The sequence below is a fragment of the Streptomyces venezuelae genome, from assembly GCF_008642355.1.
Classification (GTDB): Bacteria; Actinomycetota; Actinomycetes; order Streptomycetales; family Streptomycetaceae; genus Streptomyces; species Streptomyces venezuelae_B.
Genome location: NZ_CP029193.1, coordinates 3,972,503 through 3,987,733 on the forward strand (window position 1 = coordinate 3,972,503; position 15,231 = coordinate 3,987,733).

Consider the following 15,231-nt stretch of genomic DNA (forward strand, 5'->3'; position numbering starts at 1 on the left):
CAGTGGTGATCCGATGGGTCAGGCGATGTCGAGTGTCCAGCGGCGGGCATCGAGGAGGAGGTACCCGGGGCCGGCCACACGGATGGTCTCCTGGGTGTGTTCCGGTTCGGAGAGTTCCTCGCCGGCGCCGGAGTCGGCACGGAACAGCGTCAGGCAGCCAGGGGACTTCCCCTGGTTCCACACGATGCGCAGGGTTTTCGCGGAGCCGTCCGCGAGCCGCAGCACCCACGGACCGCGGCCGGCCATCTGGCCGACGGCGAGAGGGACGTCCTCATCGGCCAGCCTGGTCACTTTCCACGGACCGATACCGGTGGACCCACTGGAGCCCACAGAACGCCGTTCAACGTCCAGGGAGTTGTATCCCGCAGGCAGGATGATGCGACGTTTACCCGCATTCCATATCCGGTACGAAACCCCCTGTGCGACGGTCGAATCCGTGCGCTGGGCCGCATAGGCCACCACGGAGGCTCCGAACACTCCCCGGATCTGCAGTGGTATCGGTCCGGTTTCCCCGGCCTCGCGCACGAGCACCTCCTTGCTGCGCCACGAGGACCAACTCGTCATCTGCACTTTCACGCACACCCCTCCACAGGTCGTCTGCCGTCCGGCAGATCATGGCCCCTGGGGAGGCCGCGGAAAAGGTCAGGTGAAGAAAGCGGCCAGCTGCTGCGGGGTAGGTTTCGCCGGAGTCGCATTCGCGGAGGCAGTGGGTGACGGATACTCCGCCTCGGACTCGTCGGCGGCGCTCTCGGCGTCCGGGCGCGGCAACGGCTGCGGCGGGTCCAGCGGATCCGCGTCCTCGTCCTGGTTGACCGTGGCGAACATCCAGTTCGCCTGAGCCAGTTGGTCCACCGCGTGGGCCAGCAGGTAGTCCCCCACCGACCACTCCGCCGCCTCCCCCTCCGTCTCCCGCGCCACCGCCCCCTCCCGCGGCAGATGCCGGATCAGAACGGCGAGGCGGCGGGAGGAGAGGCGGCCGCGGTGCCAGTCCAGGAGGTCGAGGCCGTAGAAGCGGAGCAGGTCGGCCTCAAGAGCCTCGGCGTGTTCGTCGACGAACGCGCCGAGGCTCAGCCTTCCCCCAGGCCGAGCCCGGTCTCCTTGCCGTACGCCTCGAGGATCGCCGCGATGTCCTGCATCGTGACCTCGTGCCGCTCGAAGCGGGCGAACTGCTGCTCCCCGAGGAGCAGTTCGAGCAGCCCGTCCACATCGTTGTCGTCGAGGTCACGGAGCTTGCGCGCGGTCGCGCGGGTCAGTTCGGTCGGCAGCTCGAAGCTGTCGGAGTCGAGCTCGAAGGTCCACGCCCGGCCGAGCGCTTCGAGGCGCTGGGCGCGGGCGGCGTTGACGTTGAAGCCGGACACGGGTCTCTCCTTCGGCAGGGCGACGCCCGGCCGTGCTGGGGGCACGGGCCGGGCGTCGCTGGGATCCTATGCGGTCGCGCGCAAGCGCAACCGGCGATTTTGCGCAATCAATCAAGCGGTCGCGCAGGGGCTCTGCGTCCCGGACCGCTTACACGTACGACGTCGCCAGTTCCTTGATCCGGAAGCTGGCCAGCGGAGCGTTGTCGTCCTTGGCGAGCGCCGTGAACGTCACGCCCAGCTTCACCGCGCCGGTCCGGGTCAGACCGATCTCCTCGGTCTCGGTGACCTGACCACGCGGCACGACGAACCGGTACTTCGCCGCACCGTCGGTGAACTCGATGCCGAGCGCACGCTCGTCCGGCGCCGGGGTGTTGGCGAGGTCGTACGTGAACTCCTTCAGCTCCGGCTCGGCCTGCGCGTCGAGCGTCGCCGGCACGGTGGCCGCCTTGACCTCGCCACCGCCCATGAAGAAGGCCAGGTTCGCCTTGTTCAGCTGCAGCAGCTGGAACTTCACGGTCAGGTCGCGGTCGGAGTAGATGAACCGCGCCGGGCTCACCGACTGCCAGGTGTCGACCGGGTCGATCTTGTCCTTCTTGTTGAACTTGATGCCGTCGGTCGTGGTGTAACCGAGGTCCGTCCACTTCCCCTTGTCCCAGTCGGTGGCGATGGTGGCCGGCCCGTCGGTCCCGACCGGCGCGATCAGCACCCGTCCGGTACCGGCGACGCGGATTTCCTTGCCGTTGTTGCCTGCCATGCGAACTCCTCAGATGTTGTTTCGTTCGGGTACGACGAAGGCCCCGCCGGATGGCAGGGCCTGGGGGTGCGGCTGCGGGGTGGTGCTACGCGGGGCGGATCGAGACCCGCACCGTCGACAGGTACCGGTTGCCCGCCGGGCGGTTGTAGTCGGGCAGCCAGCGCGGCCCGTCCGCCTCGGAGACGTCGGTGACGACGGCCCCGCCGTACGAGGTGCCGGTCAGTTCGAGCACACAGGCACGGGCGGCGAGGGAGATGCCGTGCGCGGTGGACTTGTCCGGGCCGTAGACCTCGAAATCGAGCAGCGGCTGGTCGAGATGCCGGTCGTCGACCCACGCGCCGCCGACGCGGGAGACGAGGACGGCCTTCTGGGTGCCGTCGAACCCGGCGGGCGGCTTGTTGTCGACGACCGAACCGGCCAGCTCTGCCCGGTTCTTGAGGAAGTCGACGACGAGCCGTTCCGCGTCGGGGAAGGTCAGGATGGACACATGGACACTCCCTGTCATGAGAAGGGAAACGAGTGGGGGTGACACAACTGCGGGCAACACAAAGCGGCAGGTCCGCCGCCCCGGTGCGGGGCGCAGCTCTGCCGCTGCTCCAAGTGTGATCCAGGGTCCCTGATCCCGCAACTGAACCGGCGGGGAGGGGTGTTGGGGCTGGTCGGAGACGCGAGAAGGGTCCCGCACCGACCGGTGCGGGACCCTCTTCACGTACGCCTGGATCTGCTCCTAGGACTGTGCCCTCGCCGCCCGCCGCACGCACCGCTCCGCGGCGAACACGTCCTCCAGGCGGTACATCGAGCGTCGCCCCTGCCTGCCCGCGGCCTTCAGGTGGCCGAGCTGGACCCACTTGCGGATGGTCGCGGGCGAGACATCGGCCTCGGTGGCGGCGAGGTCGCCCGAGATGAGAGGTGCGTTCATGCCGTGGCTCCCGTCTCCCCGTCGAGCACACCGTCGTCGAGTACGTGCCGGCAGGGCGGGTTCACGCACATCGCGACCCCGCGTTCGGGAAAGGCGCGCAGCGACACCGAGTCGCAGGCCGGGCAGCGACCGGGCAGCCGCACCAGCTGTTCGGGGTCCCCGAGGGCGCGGGCGCACCGGTTGGCCATCCGGCGGGTCTCCTCCTCGACGTGGACGGCGAGGTCGGGCAGGTCCCTTTCCCGCACTACATCGAGGAGTTCGGCGAGGCGGCGCAGGCGGACCGGCACCGGGGCGGCGGAGATGCGGCGCAGGCCGAGCCGGTCGCGTACCGCCTCCTCCAGCTCGACCACCCCGTCGCCGATGTCGCGAAGGGCGTCGGAGACGTAGAGGCGTACGGGAGCGGTGGTGGACGCGGACGGACCACCGCCCCGCACCTCTCGGAACGTACGTCCGGTGCCGGGCGCCAGCTCCTCCAGGAGCAAGGGGTACCGGCGGCGCAGCGAGTCGATCCAGAGCGCGGCGCGGTCGACGGTGCTGCCGCTCATCACGAGCTCCTCGGCTTCTCGGTGGACCTCGGCTTGCGCGGCTTGACCTCGCGTCCGTTGCGCCACAGGCGCCCCCCGCTGACCCCGTCGAACCACGTGTGCGACGGGTCGACGATGGCTTCGCACTCACGGCGAATGGGGCACTGATTGCAGGCGCGCAATACCGGCGCGGCTTCTGCAGGGGTGCGAGTGAAGACGTACTGCTGGGGGAGATCCACACAGGCGGCGTTTCTGCGCCAGTCGAGAGCCTCGTCCCGGTGGGGCCCGGAGACTCGTGTGTCAGTAAACGCGCTGTTCAGAGCAGGTGCGAGCAGATCTGTCCGATTGGGCATGCGCATCCCCTCCGCAGGTATGCGAACATTAGTTCGAAGACGTCGATGCGTGATCAGAGTTCCACGCTACGTGCGCACGCGCAACTAAAAACGGGAGGACGAGAGGTCGGAGGAGGAGATGCGGGTGGCCGGAAACAGATGCGGCGACGGCCCCGGACGCGCGGCGGATGCGCTCTCCCGCGCCCGCGTGCGCCGGATCTTCACAACAACGTGCGAGCGCGCACATATTTCGGTGCGCGCGCGATCGGTACGCTCACCCTGCGACGAGGGGAGAGCGACGACATGGTGTCCAGCCCGCGGGCCAGCGCCCGCAGCGACCAGGGGTACCGACCCGGCAGCGATCACGAACACGGCCGTGAGGGTGGCCGGAACCGAGCGGACGAACTGGAGGAGTTCGCCGAGTGGATCGAGGGCGTGATGCGCGAGCGCGGTTACGACATCGACAGTCCGCGCGGCGGCGGCAAGTCCAAACTGGCGGACGACGCGGGCGTGCACCGGGCCGCGGTCAGCCGACTGATCCAGCGGCAGAGCATGCCGGACCTGGAGACGATGCGGCGCCTCGCCGCCGTCCTCGGGGTCCCCCTGCGGGACATGCTGATCCGCTCCGGCCGGCTGTCCGAGAACGATCTGCCGATCATGGCGGCGCGGGGCGGGGAGCCCGAGACCCCCCGACTGCTGAGCCCCGAGGAAGCGGCCCGGAGAATGGGGGTGCCCCCGGAACTGCAGGAGGTCTTCGTGAGAGTCACGAAGGCGTTCCTGCCGCAGGTCGAGTAGACGAACAGGTGGGGGCCGACTCACGGCCGACTTACGCAGCCCGGGGGCACAGAGGGAGTGCGAACATGCCGACTGACGAAGCGGAGGGGCCGTCCGGGGGCGCACGGCGTCGCGGTGCGGGACACCAGGGCGCCGAGAGCGGGACGAGGGCGTCCGAGGAGCTGGCCTACCTCGTCGGCGGGCTGCTGATCGAGCTCGGTTCGAAGATCCAGGAGGCCGGGATCGACGGCGTCCGGATACTCACCGAGGAGGAGGCGCAGCAGAGCCAGCTGCGCTGGTTCCAGGAGGGCTGGGCGGAACACGCCCGCGCCACGGAACACGCGCGGACGGCCGACGACGGCCCGGGAGCCGGTTCGCCGGCCGGTCATGCCGGTCACGCGGACGAGGAGGCGCCGACCGCGGGATCGCTGCTCCGGTTCCCTTCGAGTGCGCCGCGAGGCACCCACCCGCTCCCGATCGTGGGCACGGACGAGGCCCGCGGAACGAGGGACCTGATGGCGCACCGGCCACGCAGGCGCCGGGAGGACGGACCCCACCGCACCGGCCCCGACGCATAGCATCACGTATCCTCCGCTTTCGCCCGTCCGGACGGGCGAGTACGCCAGTACGCGAGTACGCGGAAGAGAATGGACAGCTGGTGTCGCGCATAACACGGTTCGTACTCCACGAGTGGCGGAGCGTCGTCGCGACCCCGTGCCGCAGGCTCCGGGAGCGTGGCCCCCTCGGCGTCTCGCTCGCCGTCTTCGCCTGCGTCGCCGTGATCGGCCTGCACGAGTTCCAGCAGACGGCCGCCGGAGCGGGCGTGGTGCGCGTGCTCAGCGAGGTTCGGGCCGACCAGCCGGTCTGGCTGACGCTGCTCCGCACGCCCGTCTCCCTCTTCGTGCCCGCGGTGGACCTGCCCGCGTGGGGCGGCCTGCCCCGCCTGTTCCTGGCGTTCGCCCTGGCCGAGCTGCTCTTCGGACGCGTACGGACGCTGGTGGTGGCGTACGCCGTCACACTCGCCGGAACGCTCGGGGCGCGGGTCATGATCGCCCTGGGCCCCGGCCGGCTCGGCGTCCCCGCGGAGGCCGCGCACACGGTCGACACCGGGGCGTCGGCGGCGATCGTCGGCCTCTTCGCCTACACGGCCGTGGCGGTGCGTTCGCCCCTGCTCTTCCTCGCCGCGGTCGTGCCGACGGTGACCGGGTCGATCGCCGAATTGAACCTGGCGGGCAGGGAACACTTGATCGCGGTGGCCGTGGCGATGGTCCTCGGCATCGTGTCGCGGGGCGACCGTTGTCAGTGGCCGCTGCCAGGATCGAGGGCCCCCGATCAGCACGCCGCGCAGGACGGGAAGGCCGGAGATGACGGGGAAGCCGGACAGGGTGATTCTCGACGCCGACGACCCGCTGGCCATGGCCGTGACGGGCGCGATCCGCAGCGGTGACGTCACGACGCTGCGCGACCTGCTCGACGCGCACGCCGGACTCGCCACCGCGGGCGTCGAGTCGCACGGCGAGGGGGCGGGCACGCGCAGCATGCTGCACCTCGCCACGGACTGGCCCGGCCACTTTCCGGCGGCCCCCGAGGTCATCTCGGCCCTGGTCGCGGCGGGCGCCGACCCCGACGCCCGGTTCGTCGGCGCCCACCGCGAAACGCCCCTGCACTGGGCCGCGAGCAACGACGACGTCGCGGCGGTGGACGCGCTGGTCGCGGCGGGCGCGGACATCGAGGCGGACGGCGCGGTCATCGGGGGCGGCACGCCGCTCGCCGACGCACGGGGCTTCGGCCAGTGGCGGGCTGCCCACCGGCTCCTCGGCCTCGGAGCACGGACGACCTTGCAGGACGCGGCGACGCTGGGCCTCCTCGACCGCGTCACGTCCTACGTCGAAGGCGCCCGCGTCCCGCAGAACGCCCACGCCGCCCCCGACATCGAACAGCACGACATCACCCGGCACGACCTCACCAGCGCGTTCTGGGGCGCGTGCCGCGGCGGACACCTGGCGACGGCCCGCTACCTCCTCGAACGGGGCGCCGACCCCGACTGGATCGGGTACGACGGCATGACACCCCTGGACATCGCGGTCGAGGCGGGAGCCGTCGACGTCGCGGAGTGGCTGCGGGGGACAGGGGCCAGGAGACGGCGGACGGGGACCGGCGAGACCCGGGGCCCGGCCTAGCCGGCCGCGGGAGCCGCGTAACAGTGCAGGACGACCCGCTGCCCCGGCTCCCACTCCCGCTCGACGACGCCCAGCGACCGCCACCCCATGCGTTCGTAGAGCGCGGTCGCCGACCGGTCGGAGGACACCACGTCGAGGACCGGATGCAGGCCGCGCCCCCGCGCCTCCCGCGCGGCCCTCCCCATCAGCAGGGCCCCGATCCCATGGCCGCGGGCGTCCGGCGCGACGTACAGGCGACTCAACACGGCCACCGCCTCCGTCTCCCCCGTCGACCCCGCCGCCCCCGTCGCCTCTGCCGCTTCCGACACCGCCTCGCGCCACAGCCCCGGCGCCTCGTCCCCCGGCCCCGGGCGGGCAAGACCGACGTGCCCGACGACCCGCCCGTCGAGCTCGGCCACCCACGCGCCGATCGCGTCGGTGCCTTCCAGCCAAGCCCGCGGCTCCGCGGGCCAGTTGACCGGATACCCGTCGGCCTTGTGCACGGCCGCGAGCACACCGACGCAGGCCTCCAGATCACGCTGGCCGGAACGTTCCCGCAACCGGAGGACGGGGTGCCCGTCTGCCGCGTCGGCGGCACGGTCTCGTCTCATCGAAGCATCGAATCACAGCGGTCGGCCGCGTACGGGCCGCACGCCCAACTAGACAATTCGACAACAACGGCATGGGAGGCCGGTGGCCGGAACCGGTCAGGCGAGCGCCACCAACTCCCGGTAGCCGGCGCTCCACATGTCCTCGTCCCCGTCCGGGAGCAGCAGCACCCGGTCCGGGCGCAGGGCGTCGATCGCGCCCTCGTCGTGCGTGACCATCACGATGGCTCCGGGGTACGTCCCCACCGCGCCGAGCACCTCGTCCCTGGACGCCGGGTCGAGGTTGTTGGTGGGCTCGTCGAGGAGCAGGACGTTCGCGCCGGAGTGGACGAGTCCGGCCAGCGCGAGCCGCGTCTTCTCCCCGCCCGACAGGACCGACGCGGGCTTGTCCGCGTCGTCCCCGCCGAACAGGAAGGACCCCAGCACGCGCCGGACCTCGCCGTCGGTCAGCTGCGGGGCCACGCCCGCGAGGTTCTCCCGGACCGTCCGCGTACCGTCCAGCGTGTCGTGCTCCTGCGCGAAGTACCCGAGCCGCAGCCCGGTCCCCGCCACCACCCGCCCCGCGTCCGGGAGTTCACGCCCGGCGAGCAGCCGGAGCAGCGTCGTCTTCCCGGCACCGTTGAGGCCGAGGACGACGAGCCGGCTCCCCCGGTCGACGGCCAGGTTGACGCCGTGCAGCACCTGATGGGTCCCGTACGACTTGCTCAGCGACACCGCGCCGAGCGGCATCCGGCCGCACGGTGCGGGCTCGGGCAGCCGGATCCGCGCGACCTTCTCACTCCGCCGCCCCGGCTCCGTCCCCGCGAGCATGCGATCGGCGCGCCGGTCCATGTTCTTCGCGGCGGTGGCGGTGGCGACGTGGGAGCGCATCTTGTCGGCCTGTGCGCGCAGTGAGGCGGCCTTCCGTTCGGCGTTGGCGCGTTCGCGGGTACGGCGCCGCTCGTCGGCGGCGCGCTGGGCGCGGTAGGCGTGCCAGCCGGTGTTGTGGACGTCGATGGTGGCGCGCTGCGCGTCGACGTGCAGGACACGGTTGACGGTGTCGGCGAGGAGCCCGGTGTCGTGGCTGATCAGCACGACACCGCCCGGATATCCGGCCAGGTACGCGCGCAGCCAGGTCACCGAGTCGGCGTCCAGGTGGTTGGTCGGCTCGTCGAGGAGCACGGTGTCGTGGTGCGCGAACAGGATCCGCGCGAGCTCGACGCGGCGGCGTTGGCCGCCCGACAGTTCGCCGACGGGCCGGCCCATCACCCGCTCGGGCAGCCCGAGCCCGGCGGCGACCCGGGCGGCCTCGGCCTCCGCGGCGTATCCGCCGTACGCCTGGAAACGGTCGTCCGCGCGGGCGTAGGCGGCCATGGCCCGCTCCTGCGCCGCCGGTCCCACGGCGTCGGCCATGGCGGCCTCGGCGGTGCGCAGCGCCGCGACGGCCTCGTCCAGGCCACGCGCGGACAGGATGCGGTCGGTGACGGTGACGGCGGGGTCGGCGGCGCGCGGGTCCTGGGCGAGATGCCCGACGGAGCCGGTACGGGTGACGGTGCCCTCCGCCGGGGCGGTCTGCCCCGCGAGGATCTTCATCAGGGTGGTCTTGCCGGCGCCGTTGCGCCCGACGAGACCGACGCGGTCGCCGGGGGCGATGTGGAAGGAGACGTCGGACAGCAGGAGGCGGGCGCCGACGCGCACGTCGACACCTCGAACGGTGATCATGGGATAACGCTCCGCACTAGCGAATGGACACACGGGTGGCGTGGAGGCGTGTGTCCTGGCTAGGAAATGCGGGGCGTAGACATGGGGCGAGGCTAACGCGGACGGCGACGACGCCGCACTTTCTTTTACGGGGAGCGCCCCCGTCGTCGGTCCCGGGCCGTCCCACCCGCTTCCGCTGCGACCCCGGCCTCTTAGTCCATGAGGGCGGCATCCGGCGCCGACGCGATCGATGCGGGCCCCGCCCGGGGACATGCCCTAGATGAGCGTCCCGCCCACCCCGTCACGCCGCCACACCCCGTGGCCCCGGGCGCTGCTCACCCTCCTCACCGTCCTCCTGGTCACCCTCGCCCCGGCGTGCACCCCGGCCACCGCCGCACCGCCCCCCGCCGCCCTCTCCACGGAAACCGGCGGCAGCGAGATCCAGCACGACCTCACGGACGCCGCCCTACGCCTCCGCCTCCCCACCCGTCGTGCCACCCACATCCCCACCGCACGGCCCCGCACCCCTGCGCCACCCCGCCCCGCCGCACGTCCCGCACCCGCCCCGCCCCGTCTCCTCCCCCACGTACCCACCCCCCGCTCGGTCGTCCTGCGCTGCTGAGGGAGCCCGCCTCCGCCCCGGCCATCCCCACCACCGCAACGCAGAAGGACACCCCCATGCCGATCGACCCCCACGCGGCCCTGCAAGCCCTGCTCCGCGCCGAAGCGGTGCGCGCGACACCCCCCGAAGCGCCGCCCACCACCACGTCCGAGCACGACGCGGACGACCCCCAGCCCGGCCGGCCGGGTCAGCAGCCCACACCCGGCGAGAACACCTGACGCGGCGCCGTCCCCGGACGGCTCGGCGCTACCGCCTGCGCCGAGCCGTCCCGAACACGGACCGCGAGATCTCCCGCCCGATCTGCGTCCCCATGGACCGCAACAGCGACTTGAACATCCCGCTCCCCACCACCTGCTCCACCACGGAGCCCCCTCCCCCGCCCCTTCCCCTGCTCGGAGGCGCCTCCGAAGCCGCGGGCCGCTCCGCCTCCCGCGCGCTCAACTTCTCGTACGCCGACTCCCGGTCCACCGCCTCCGCGTACCGCGGATAGAGCACCGACGCCCGCACCGCCCGCTCCAGCGCCCCGGACTCGACGGGCCCCATCAGCGACTCGGGGGCCCGTAGCCGGGTCGCCGCGACCGGCGTGGGCGCACCCTTGTCACCGAGTACGGTCATCACCGCCTCGCCCGTACCGATCCCGGTGAGGACCTCCTCCAGGTCGTACGCCGAATCCGGGAACGTCCGCACCGTCGCCCTCAGCGCCTTCTGGTCGTCGGGAGTGAACGCCCGCAGAGCGTGCTGGATCCGGTTGCCGAGCTGCCCGAGCACGTCCGCGGGCACGTCCTTCGGCGTCTGCGTCACGAAGAAGACGCCGACGCCCTTCGAACGGATCAGCCGCACCGTCTGCGTGATCGCCTGGAGGAACGCCTTGGACGCGCCGTTGAAGAGCAGGTGGGCCTCGTCGAAGAAGAAGACGAGCTTCGGCTTCTCCACGTCGCCGACCTCGGGCAGGTCGTTGTAGAGGTCGGCGAGCAGCCACATCAGGAAGGTCGAGAAGAGCTGCGGCTTGTCCTGGACGTCGGCCAGCTCCAGGACGGACACGAGGCCCCGCCCGTCCGGCGCGAGCCGCAGGAACTCGCTCGTGTCGAACTCGGGCTCCCCGAAGAAGTCGCCCATGCCCTGCGCCTCGAAGGCGGTGAGCGCCCGCAGGATGACCCCGGCCGTGACGGTCGACAGGCCGCCGATGCCCTTCAGCTCCGGCTTGCCCTCGTCCGACGTGAGGAAGGTGACGACCGCGCGGAGGTCCTTCAGGTCGACCAGTTCCAGCCCCTTCTGGTCGGCGTAGTGGAAGATCAGTCCCAGCGACTGCTCCTGGGTCTGGTTCAGCTGCAGCACCTTGGAGAGAAGGACAGGGCCGAAGCTGGTGATCGTGGCCCGGACGGGAATCCCCGTGCCGATGCCGCCGAGCGCGTAGAACTCGCTCGGAAACCCCGTCGGCTCCCACTCCTGCCCGACGTCCGCGACCCGCTCCGCGACCTTGTCGCCCGCCTCGCCGGGGGCGGAGATCCCCGAGACGTCGCCCTTGATGTCCGCGAGGAACACGGGGACCCCCTGCGCGGCGAGCTGCTCGGCGATCAGCTGCAGGGTCTTGGTCTTGCCCGTGCCGGTCGCACCGGCGACCAGGCCGTGGCGGTTGAGCATGGGCAGCGGGACGCGGATCTGCGCGTCGGCGAGGCACTCCCCGCCCCACAACAGCGCGCCGAGTTCCAGGGCGGGCCCGGTGAAGTCGTACCCGGCGGCGATCTCCGCGGCCTCCACAGGCAGCGGTCTCCCCGCGTCCGCGCCTCTCGCGCCACCCGCGTCCCCGCCTGTGTCCGCACGTGTGTCCGTACGTGTGTCCGCACCCCCGGAACCGTCGCTTCCACTCGTCACCCCCATACCCGGCGCGGACTCGTTCGGGCGGTTCACATGGCCCGGCGTGGACGGAATCGGCTGGCTCTCGCTCACTTCGTCCCCTGTTCCCGGCTGAGGCGTTCCCGCTTTGACCCGATTTAGGGCGTCATTTCCCAGGCTCGCACTCCGTCTCCATGGCTGCGCCCGGAGAGCCTTGCCCGGTAGGCTTTCCGTGTGATCTTCAAGCGCATCGGAAACGGCCGGCCGTACCCCGACCACGGCCGGGAAAGCACCCGGCAGTGGGCGGACGTCGCGCCGCGCCCGGTCCGCCTCGATCAGCTCGTCACCACCAAGGGCCAGCTGGATCTGGAGACCCTCCTCGCCGAGGACTCGACCTTCTACGGCGACCTCTTCGCGCACGTCGTGAAGTGGCAGGGCGATCTCTACCTCGAGGACGGCCTGCACCGCGCGGTCCGCGCCGCGCTCCAGCAGCGCCAGGTGCTCCACGCGCGCGTGCTCGAACTCGACTGACCGGCCGCCGGGAGGCGATCGCCGCCCGCATTGGCCCTTTCGGGTTGCAGTGGGCCCCGGGTAATGATCATTTAGTAGGCATCACCGCCCCGCCGCACTACGCTGCGCCCATGAGCATGCTCACTCCCCCCGGCATGGGCGGCAAGTACCGCATCACGGGGGACAAATATCCACGGATGCGCCGCCCCAGCGGTCGCCGCAGGATCGTGCTCGCGGTCATCGCGTCCGTCGCGGCCGTCGGCCTGCTCGGCTGGGGCACGCTGCAGCTCATCGACGTGTTCACGGGCGGCAGCAAGGCGTCGGCCGCGGGCCGGGCCTCCCGGGACTGCGCACGGGCCGCGGATGCCTCCCGGACATCGCAGCAGCGGCAGAAACCGTTGCCCACGCCGAAGCAGATCACCGTCAACGTCTACAACGCCACGCCCCGCGGCGGTCTCGCCAAGAACACCGCCGGCGAGCTGAAGAAGCGCGGCTTCACCATCGGCAAGGTCGGCAACGCGACGAAGGCGTACGACAAGAAGGTCAAGGGCACCGGGCTGCTCCTCGGCGCAAGGTCGGCCACCGACACCGCGCTGCCCGTGCTCGGCACGCAGCTCGCCGGCGCCGAGCACCGCTCCGACGCCCGCAGGAGCGGCGAGGTCGACCTCGTCATCGGCGACAAGTTCAAGAACCTGACGAAAAAAGAGGACGCCGACAAGGCCCTGGCCGCACTGGCCAAGCCCGAGCCGACGCCCTCCGCGTCCGGAAAGAACTGCTGACTACTCCGCGGTCCCGTACATGCGGTCGCCCGCGTCGCCGAGCCCCGGCACGATGTACCCCTGCTCGTTGAGCCGCTCGTCGACCGAGGCCGTCACGACCGTCACCGGCGTACCCGCCAGCTCGCGCTCCATGACCTCGACGCCCTCGGGGGCGGCGAGCAGCACCACGGCGGTCACGTCGTCCGCGCCGCGCTTGATGAGCTCCTGGATCGCCGCGACGAGCGTGCCGCCCGTGGCGAGCATCGGGTCCAGGACGTACACCTGACGCCCGGAGAGGTCCTCCGGCATGCGCGTCGCGTACGTGGAGGCCTCCAGGGTCTCCTCGTTGCGGATCATGCCGAGGAAGCCCACCTCGGCGGTCGGGAGCAGCCGCACCATGCCGTCGAGCATGCCGAGACCGGCACGGAGGATCGGCACCACCAGCGGGCGCGGGTGCGACAGCTTCACGCCCGTCGTCCGCGTCACGGGGGTGTCGATGTCGACCTGCTCGGTGCGCACGTCCCGGGTGGCCTCGTACGCGAGCAGGGTGACCAGCTCGTCGGCGAGGCGCCGGAAGGTCGGGGAGTCGGTGCGCTTGTCGCGCAGCGTGGTGAGTTTGTGCGCCACCAGCGGGTGGTCGACGACGTGGATCCGCATGACATCAACAGTAACCGGGCTCGGGCCCCACGCCTCTCGCTGGCATCAACACCGCCATCCGAGGGAAGGTGGAGACGTACGAACCGAGGTGGTGTGGCGCATGACGGAGCACAGTCCGGAAGACGAGACCGACACCGAGCGCCGTCGACGACGCGCCCAGTTCCTCCGTGAACGCACCGAGGCCATCGAGCTGCGCGAGCGCGTGAAGCCGCGCCGCGCCCGGGCGGCACGCATGCGACAGCAGATGCGCATGCGCACGTTCCGCTGGTAGCGACCCGTCGGCCGCCCGCCCGGCGGCGGGCCCGGCGAGGCCGCGGAGAAACGCGACGCGGAACACAGCGGCCGGAAGACCTCTCCTGACGGCGCCGTTTCTGCCACGATTCCGAATGGGCGGGGCTTCGTACCGCACTCCCCGCTCCCCGACCTCGCCGGGGGGACCCCAAACCGCCAACCGGCACTGCCTATGACCAGTGGGAGAGTCACGGTGTACTTCGCCGCACTGCTCGCGCGCACCGAAGACGGGTGGGAAGCGAGCGACACGGAGCTCGACGATGTGGAGACCCTGTCGGATCTGGCCGACCTGGCCCGTGAAGCCACGGCCGATTACGACGACGACACGGTGCTCGTCTTCATCGAACAGGAAGACGCGTGGTTCGGCGTCGTCCGGGTCGACGGTGAGGAGGACCCTCGTATCTACGTGTCCGACGCGGCCGCGGCCGCCCGCAGCTCGTACGGCGAGATCCTGCTCACCGACGAGATGCTCGGCCGGACCCCCGACGACGACGGGGCGGTCGACCTGGACGCCCTGGACCTCGACGGCACGGAGGACGGCGAACCGGAGGCGTCGGACGCCGACGCCGCCGGCGAACCGGTGTCCGACGACGACTCCGGTACGCCGGGTGCGCCCGCCGGGCCGCTCGGCGACTCGGAGATCCTCGCCGACCTCGGGGTGCCCGAGAAGGATCTGCTCGCCTTGGAGAGCGGTGACGCGCTCAGCGAGATCGCCGACATCCTCGGAGCGGCGGAGGTGCTGGAGACCGTCCGCTAGGTTCCCCGTGTGACCGACCCGATCAATCCGACCCCATCCGATCCCGTACGCGACCGCTGGCGGGCGCCCATGCGGCTCGCTCTGGCCGAGGCCGAGCTGGCCGGCCAGGGCGGTGACGTTCCCGTCGGCGCCGTCGTGCTGTCCCCGGACGGCACGACGGTGATCGCCGCCGGGCACAACGAACGCGAGGCCGGCGGCGACCCCACCGCGCACGCGGAGGTGCTCGCGCTGCGCAGGGCCGCCGCGCGGCTCGGCGAGTGGCGGCTGACCGGCTGCACCCTCGTCGTGACCCTTGAGCCGTGCACCATGTGCGCGGGCGCGCTCGTGCAGTCCCGCGTGGACCGGGTCGTCTACGGAGCGCGCGACGAGAAGGCGGGAGCGGCGGGCTCGCTCTGGGACGTCGTACGCGACAGGAGGCTCAACCACCGGCCCGAGGTCGTCCACGGCGTCCTCGCCGAGGAGTGCTCGGCACAGCTGACGGACTTCTTCCGGCACCGCTGAACCGCCGAAATCCGGGGCCGGTCCCAACGGATTTCTGTCAGCGGCCCACCTTGGGCTAGAGTTCCTCTCGGTAGCGTGTCCGAGCGGCCGAAGGAGCTCGCCTCGAAAGCGAGTGAAGGGTAACCCCCTTCCGTGGGTTCAAATCCCACCGCTACCGCTCTTGACACGAAGGGCCCGTCCTGAGGGACGGGCCC

At 71.5% G+C, this 15,231-nt stretch carries 23 protein-coding genes and 1 tRNA gene; 12 read left to right on the forward strand and 12 right to left on the reverse strand.

Annotated features, from left to right (window positions below; translation table 11 throughout):
* Positions 1–18: 18 nt before the first annotated feature.
* From DEJ47_RS18345 to DEJ47_RS37655, 8 genes are all read right to left on the reverse strand, one after another.
* Complete coding sequence (locus DEJ47_RS18345) at positions 19–576, reverse strand: hypothetical protein (RefSeq protein ID WP_150169696.1); 558 nt, start codon at positions 574–576, stop codon at positions 19–21.
* Positions 577–642: 66 nt separating this feature from the next.
* Positions 643–1,020 (reverse strand): hypothetical protein, encoded by a 378-nt coding sequence (locus tag DEJ47_RS18350; RefSeq protein WP_150169698.1) that lies wholly within the window; start codon positions 1,018–1,020, stop codon positions 643–645.
* 47 nt (positions 1,021–1,067) lie between these two features.
* The gene (locus DEJ47_RS18355; protein WP_150169700.1) at positions 1,068–1,358 is read right to left on the reverse strand and encodes a hypothetical protein; all 291 of its coding nucleotides are present in this window, start codon (positions 1,356–1,358) and stop codon (positions 1,068–1,070) included.
* A 148-nt stretch (positions 1,359–1,506) separates the two neighbouring features.
* Positions 1,507–2,112 carry a phage tail protein gene (locus DEJ47_RS18360; RefSeq protein WP_150169702.1) on the reverse strand — a complete coding sequence of 202 codons (606 nt, stop codon included), beginning with the start codon at positions 2,110–2,112 and terminating at the stop codon, positions 1,507–1,509.
* 85 nt (positions 2,113–2,197) lie between these two features.
* Complete coding sequence (locus DEJ47_RS18365) at positions 2,198–2,599, reverse strand: hypothetical protein (protein ID WP_398336061.1); 402 nt, start codon at positions 2,597–2,599, stop codon at positions 2,198–2,200.
* Between the two features lie 240 nt (positions 2,600–2,839).
* On the reverse strand, positions 2,840–3,031 hold the full coding sequence (locus DEJ47_RS18370; protein WP_150169706.1) for a helix-turn-helix domain-containing protein: 192 nt from the start codon (positions 3,029–3,031) through the stop codon (positions 2,840–2,842).
* The gene (locus DEJ47_RS18375) at positions 3,028–3,576 is read right to left on the reverse strand and encodes a hypothetical protein (RefSeq protein WP_150169708.1); all 549 of its coding nucleotides are present in this window, start codon (positions 3,574–3,576) and stop codon (positions 3,028–3,030) included. Before DEJ47_RS18375 ends, DEJ47_RS18370 begins: the two co-directional genes overlap by 4 nt.
* Positions 3,576–3,914, reverse strand: a complete 339-nt coding sequence (locus tag DEJ47_RS37655) for a WhiB family transcriptional regulator (protein ID WP_343298475.1) — start codon at positions 3,912–3,914, stop codon at positions 3,576–3,578. Before DEJ47_RS37655 ends, DEJ47_RS18375 begins: the two co-directional genes overlap by 1 nt.
* 411 nt (positions 3,915–4,325) lie before the next feature.
* Here DEJ47_RS37655 and DEJ47_RS18385 point away from each other — a divergent pair, with 411 nt between their 5' ends.
* From DEJ47_RS18385 to DEJ47_RS18400, 4 genes are all read left to right on the forward strand, one after another.
* Complete coding sequence (locus DEJ47_RS18385; protein ID WP_223828711.1) at positions 4,326–4,682, forward strand: transcriptional regulator; 357 nt, start codon at positions 4,326–4,328, stop codon at positions 4,680–4,682.
* A 65-nt stretch (positions 4,683–4,747) separates the two neighbouring features.
* Complete coding sequence (locus tag DEJ47_RS18390) at positions 4,748–5,239, forward strand: hypothetical protein (protein WP_150169714.1); 492 nt, start codon at positions 4,748–4,750, stop codon at positions 5,237–5,239.
* Between the two features lie 80 nt (positions 5,240–5,319).
* Complete coding sequence (locus DEJ47_RS18395; RefSeq protein ID WP_150169715.1) at positions 5,320–6,108, forward strand: hypothetical protein; 789 nt, start codon at positions 5,320–5,322, stop codon at positions 6,106–6,108.
* Positions 6,047–6,841: an ankyrin repeat domain-containing protein gene (locus DEJ47_RS18400; protein ID WP_223828403.1), complete on the forward strand. Its 795-nt coding sequence runs from the start codon at positions 6,047–6,049 to the stop codon at positions 6,839–6,841. Before DEJ47_RS18395 ends, DEJ47_RS18400 begins: the two co-directional genes overlap by 62 nt.
* On the opposite strand, the gene DEJ47_RS18405 is transcribed toward DEJ47_RS18400, so the two are convergent.
* Both DEJ47_RS18405 and DEJ47_RS18410 read right to left on the reverse strand, forming a co-directional pair.
* Complete coding sequence (locus DEJ47_RS18405) at positions 6,838–7,431, reverse strand: GNAT family N-acetyltransferase (RefSeq protein ID WP_150169719.1); 594 nt, start codon at positions 7,429–7,431, stop codon at positions 6,838–6,840. The genes DEJ47_RS18400 and DEJ47_RS18405 overlap by 4 nt on opposite strands.
* Before the next feature lie 96 nt (positions 7,432–7,527).
* The gene (locus DEJ47_RS18410; RefSeq protein ID WP_150169721.1) at positions 7,528–9,129 is read right to left on the reverse strand and encodes an ABC-F family ATP-binding cassette domain-containing protein; all 1,602 of its coding nucleotides are present in this window, start codon (positions 9,127–9,129) and stop codon (positions 7,528–7,530) included.
* 259 nt (positions 9,130–9,388) lie between these two features.
* Here DEJ47_RS18410 and DEJ47_RS18415 point away from each other — a divergent pair, with 259 nt between their 5' ends.
* Both DEJ47_RS18415 and DEJ47_RS36470 read left to right on the forward strand, forming a co-directional pair.
* Complete coding sequence (locus DEJ47_RS18415; RefSeq protein ID WP_150169723.1) at positions 9,389–9,730, forward strand: hypothetical protein; 342 nt, start codon at positions 9,389–9,391, stop codon at positions 9,728–9,730.
* A gap of 56 nt (positions 9,731–9,786) precedes the next feature.
* Positions 9,787–9,948 carry a hypothetical protein gene (locus tag DEJ47_RS36470; protein WP_161271018.1) on the forward strand — a complete coding sequence of 54 codons (162 nt, stop codon included), beginning with the start codon at positions 9,787–9,789 and terminating at the stop codon, positions 9,946–9,948.
* A 28-nt stretch (positions 9,949–9,976) separates the two neighbouring features.
* On the opposite strand, the gene DEJ47_RS18420 is transcribed toward DEJ47_RS36470, so the two are convergent.
* A complete protein-coding gene (locus DEJ47_RS18420) occupies positions 9,977–11,608 on the reverse strand; it encodes a helicase HerA-like domain-containing protein (RefSeq protein ID WP_150175720.1) in 1,632 nt (543 codons plus the stop codon).
* Between the two features lie 189 nt (positions 11,609–11,797).
* Here DEJ47_RS18420 and DEJ47_RS18425 point away from each other — a divergent pair, with 189 nt between their 5' ends.
* Entirely contained in the window at positions 11,798–12,094 is a 297-nt protein-coding gene (locus DEJ47_RS18425; protein WP_003999914.1) for a type II toxin-antitoxin system VapB family antitoxin, read from the forward strand.
* A 110-nt stretch (positions 12,095–12,204) separates the two neighbouring features.
* The gene (locus DEJ47_RS18430; protein WP_223828404.1) at positions 12,205–12,852 is read left to right on the forward strand and encodes a LytR C-terminal domain-containing protein; all 648 of its coding nucleotides are present in this window, start codon (positions 12,205–12,207) and stop codon (positions 12,850–12,852) included.
* Here the strand turns inward: DEJ47_RS18430 and upp are convergent, their stop codons facing one another.
* Complete coding sequence (upp, locus tag DEJ47_RS18435; RefSeq protein ID WP_062780950.1) at positions 12,853–13,488, reverse strand: uracil phosphoribosyltransferase; 636 nt, start codon at positions 13,486–13,488, stop codon at positions 12,853–12,855. It abuts the gene before it with no gap.
* A 100-nt stretch (positions 13,489–13,588) separates the two neighbouring features.
* Here upp and DEJ47_RS36475 point away from each other — a divergent pair, with 100 nt between their 5' ends.
* The 4 genes from DEJ47_RS36475 (at position 13,589) to DEJ47_RS18450 (ending at position 15,194) form a co-directional block, all read left to right on the forward strand.
* Entirely contained in the window at positions 13,589–13,759 is a 171-nt protein-coding gene (locus DEJ47_RS36475) for a hypothetical protein (RefSeq protein WP_165283766.1), read from the forward strand.
* Between the two features lie 213 nt (positions 13,760–13,972).
* The gene (locus DEJ47_RS18440) at positions 13,973–14,536 is read left to right on the forward strand and encodes a hypothetical protein (protein ID WP_150175722.1); all 564 of its coding nucleotides are present in this window, start codon (positions 13,973–13,975) and stop codon (positions 14,534–14,536) included.
* A 69-nt stretch (positions 14,537–14,605) separates the two neighbouring features.
* Positions 14,606–15,037: a tRNA adenosine(34) deaminase TadA gene (tadA, locus tag DEJ47_RS18445; protein ID WP_150175723.1), complete on the forward strand. Its 432-nt coding sequence runs from the start codon at positions 14,606–14,608 to the stop codon at positions 15,035–15,037.
* A gap of 69 nt (positions 15,038–15,106) precedes the next feature.
* Positions 15,107–15,194 (forward strand) — tRNA-Ser (locus tag DEJ47_RS18450).
* The last annotated feature ends 37 nt before the right edge of the window (positions 15,195–15,231 follow it).

Bases quoted from the DNA above. Each gene is read 5' to 3' on its own strand.
- DEJ47_RS36475 (WP_165283766.1), top strand. From the start codon at position 13,589: ATGACGGAGCACAGTCCGGAAGACGAGACCGACACCGAGCGCCGTCGA.
- upp (WP_062780950.1), bottom strand. From the start codon at position 13,488: ATGCGGATCCACGTCGTCGACCACCCGCTGGTGGCGCACAAACTCACC.
- DEJ47_RS18375 (WP_150169708.1), bottom strand. From the start codon at position 3,576: ATGAGCGGCAGCACCGTCGACCGCGCCGCGCTCTGGATCGACTCGCTG.
- DEJ47_RS37655 (WP_343298475.1), bottom strand. From the start codon at position 3,914: ATGCGCATGCCCAATCGGACAGATCTGCTCGCACCTGCTCTGAACAGC.
- DEJ47_RS18370 (WP_150169706.1), bottom strand. From the start codon at position 3,031: ATGAACGCACCTCTCATCTCGGGCGACCTCGCCGCCACCGAGGCCGAT.
- DEJ47_RS18410 (WP_150169721.1), bottom strand. From the start codon at position 9,129: ATGATCACCGTTCGAGGTGTCGACGTGCGCGTCGGCGCCCGCCTCCTG.
- tadA (WP_150175723.1), top strand. From the start codon at position 14,606: ATGCGGCTCGCTCTGGCCGAGGCCGAGCTGGCCGGCCAGGGCGGTGAC.
- DEJ47_RS18405 (WP_150169719.1), bottom strand. From the start codon at position 7,431: ATGAGACGAGACCGTGCCGCCGACGCGGCAGACGGGCACCCCGTCCTC.
- DEJ47_RS18385 (WP_223828711.1), top strand. From the start codon at position 4,326: ATGCGCGAGCGCGGTTACGACATCGACAGTCCGCGCGGCGGCGGCAAG.
- DEJ47_RS18430 (WP_223828404.1), top strand. From the start codon at position 12,205: ATGAGCATGCTCACTCCCCCCGGCATGGGCGGCAAGTACCGCATCACG.
- DEJ47_RS18415 (WP_150169723.1), top strand. From the start codon at position 9,389: ATGAGCGTCCCGCCCACCCCGTCACGCCGCCACACCCCGTGGCCCCGG.
- DEJ47_RS18390 (WP_150169714.1), top strand. From the start codon at position 4,748: ATGCCGACTGACGAAGCGGAGGGGCCGTCCGGGGGCGCACGGCGTCGC.
- DEJ47_RS18420 (WP_150175720.1), bottom strand. From the start codon at position 11,608: ATGGGGGTGACGAGTGGAAGCGACGGTTCCGGGGGTGCGGACACACGT.
- DEJ47_RS18360 (WP_150169702.1), bottom strand. From the start codon at position 2,112: ATGGCAGGCAACAACGGCAAGGAAATCCGCGTCGCCGGTACCGGACGG.
- DEJ47_RS36470 (WP_161271018.1), top strand. From the start codon at position 9,787: ATGCCGATCGACCCCCACGCGGCCCTGCAAGCCCTGCTCCGCGCCGAA.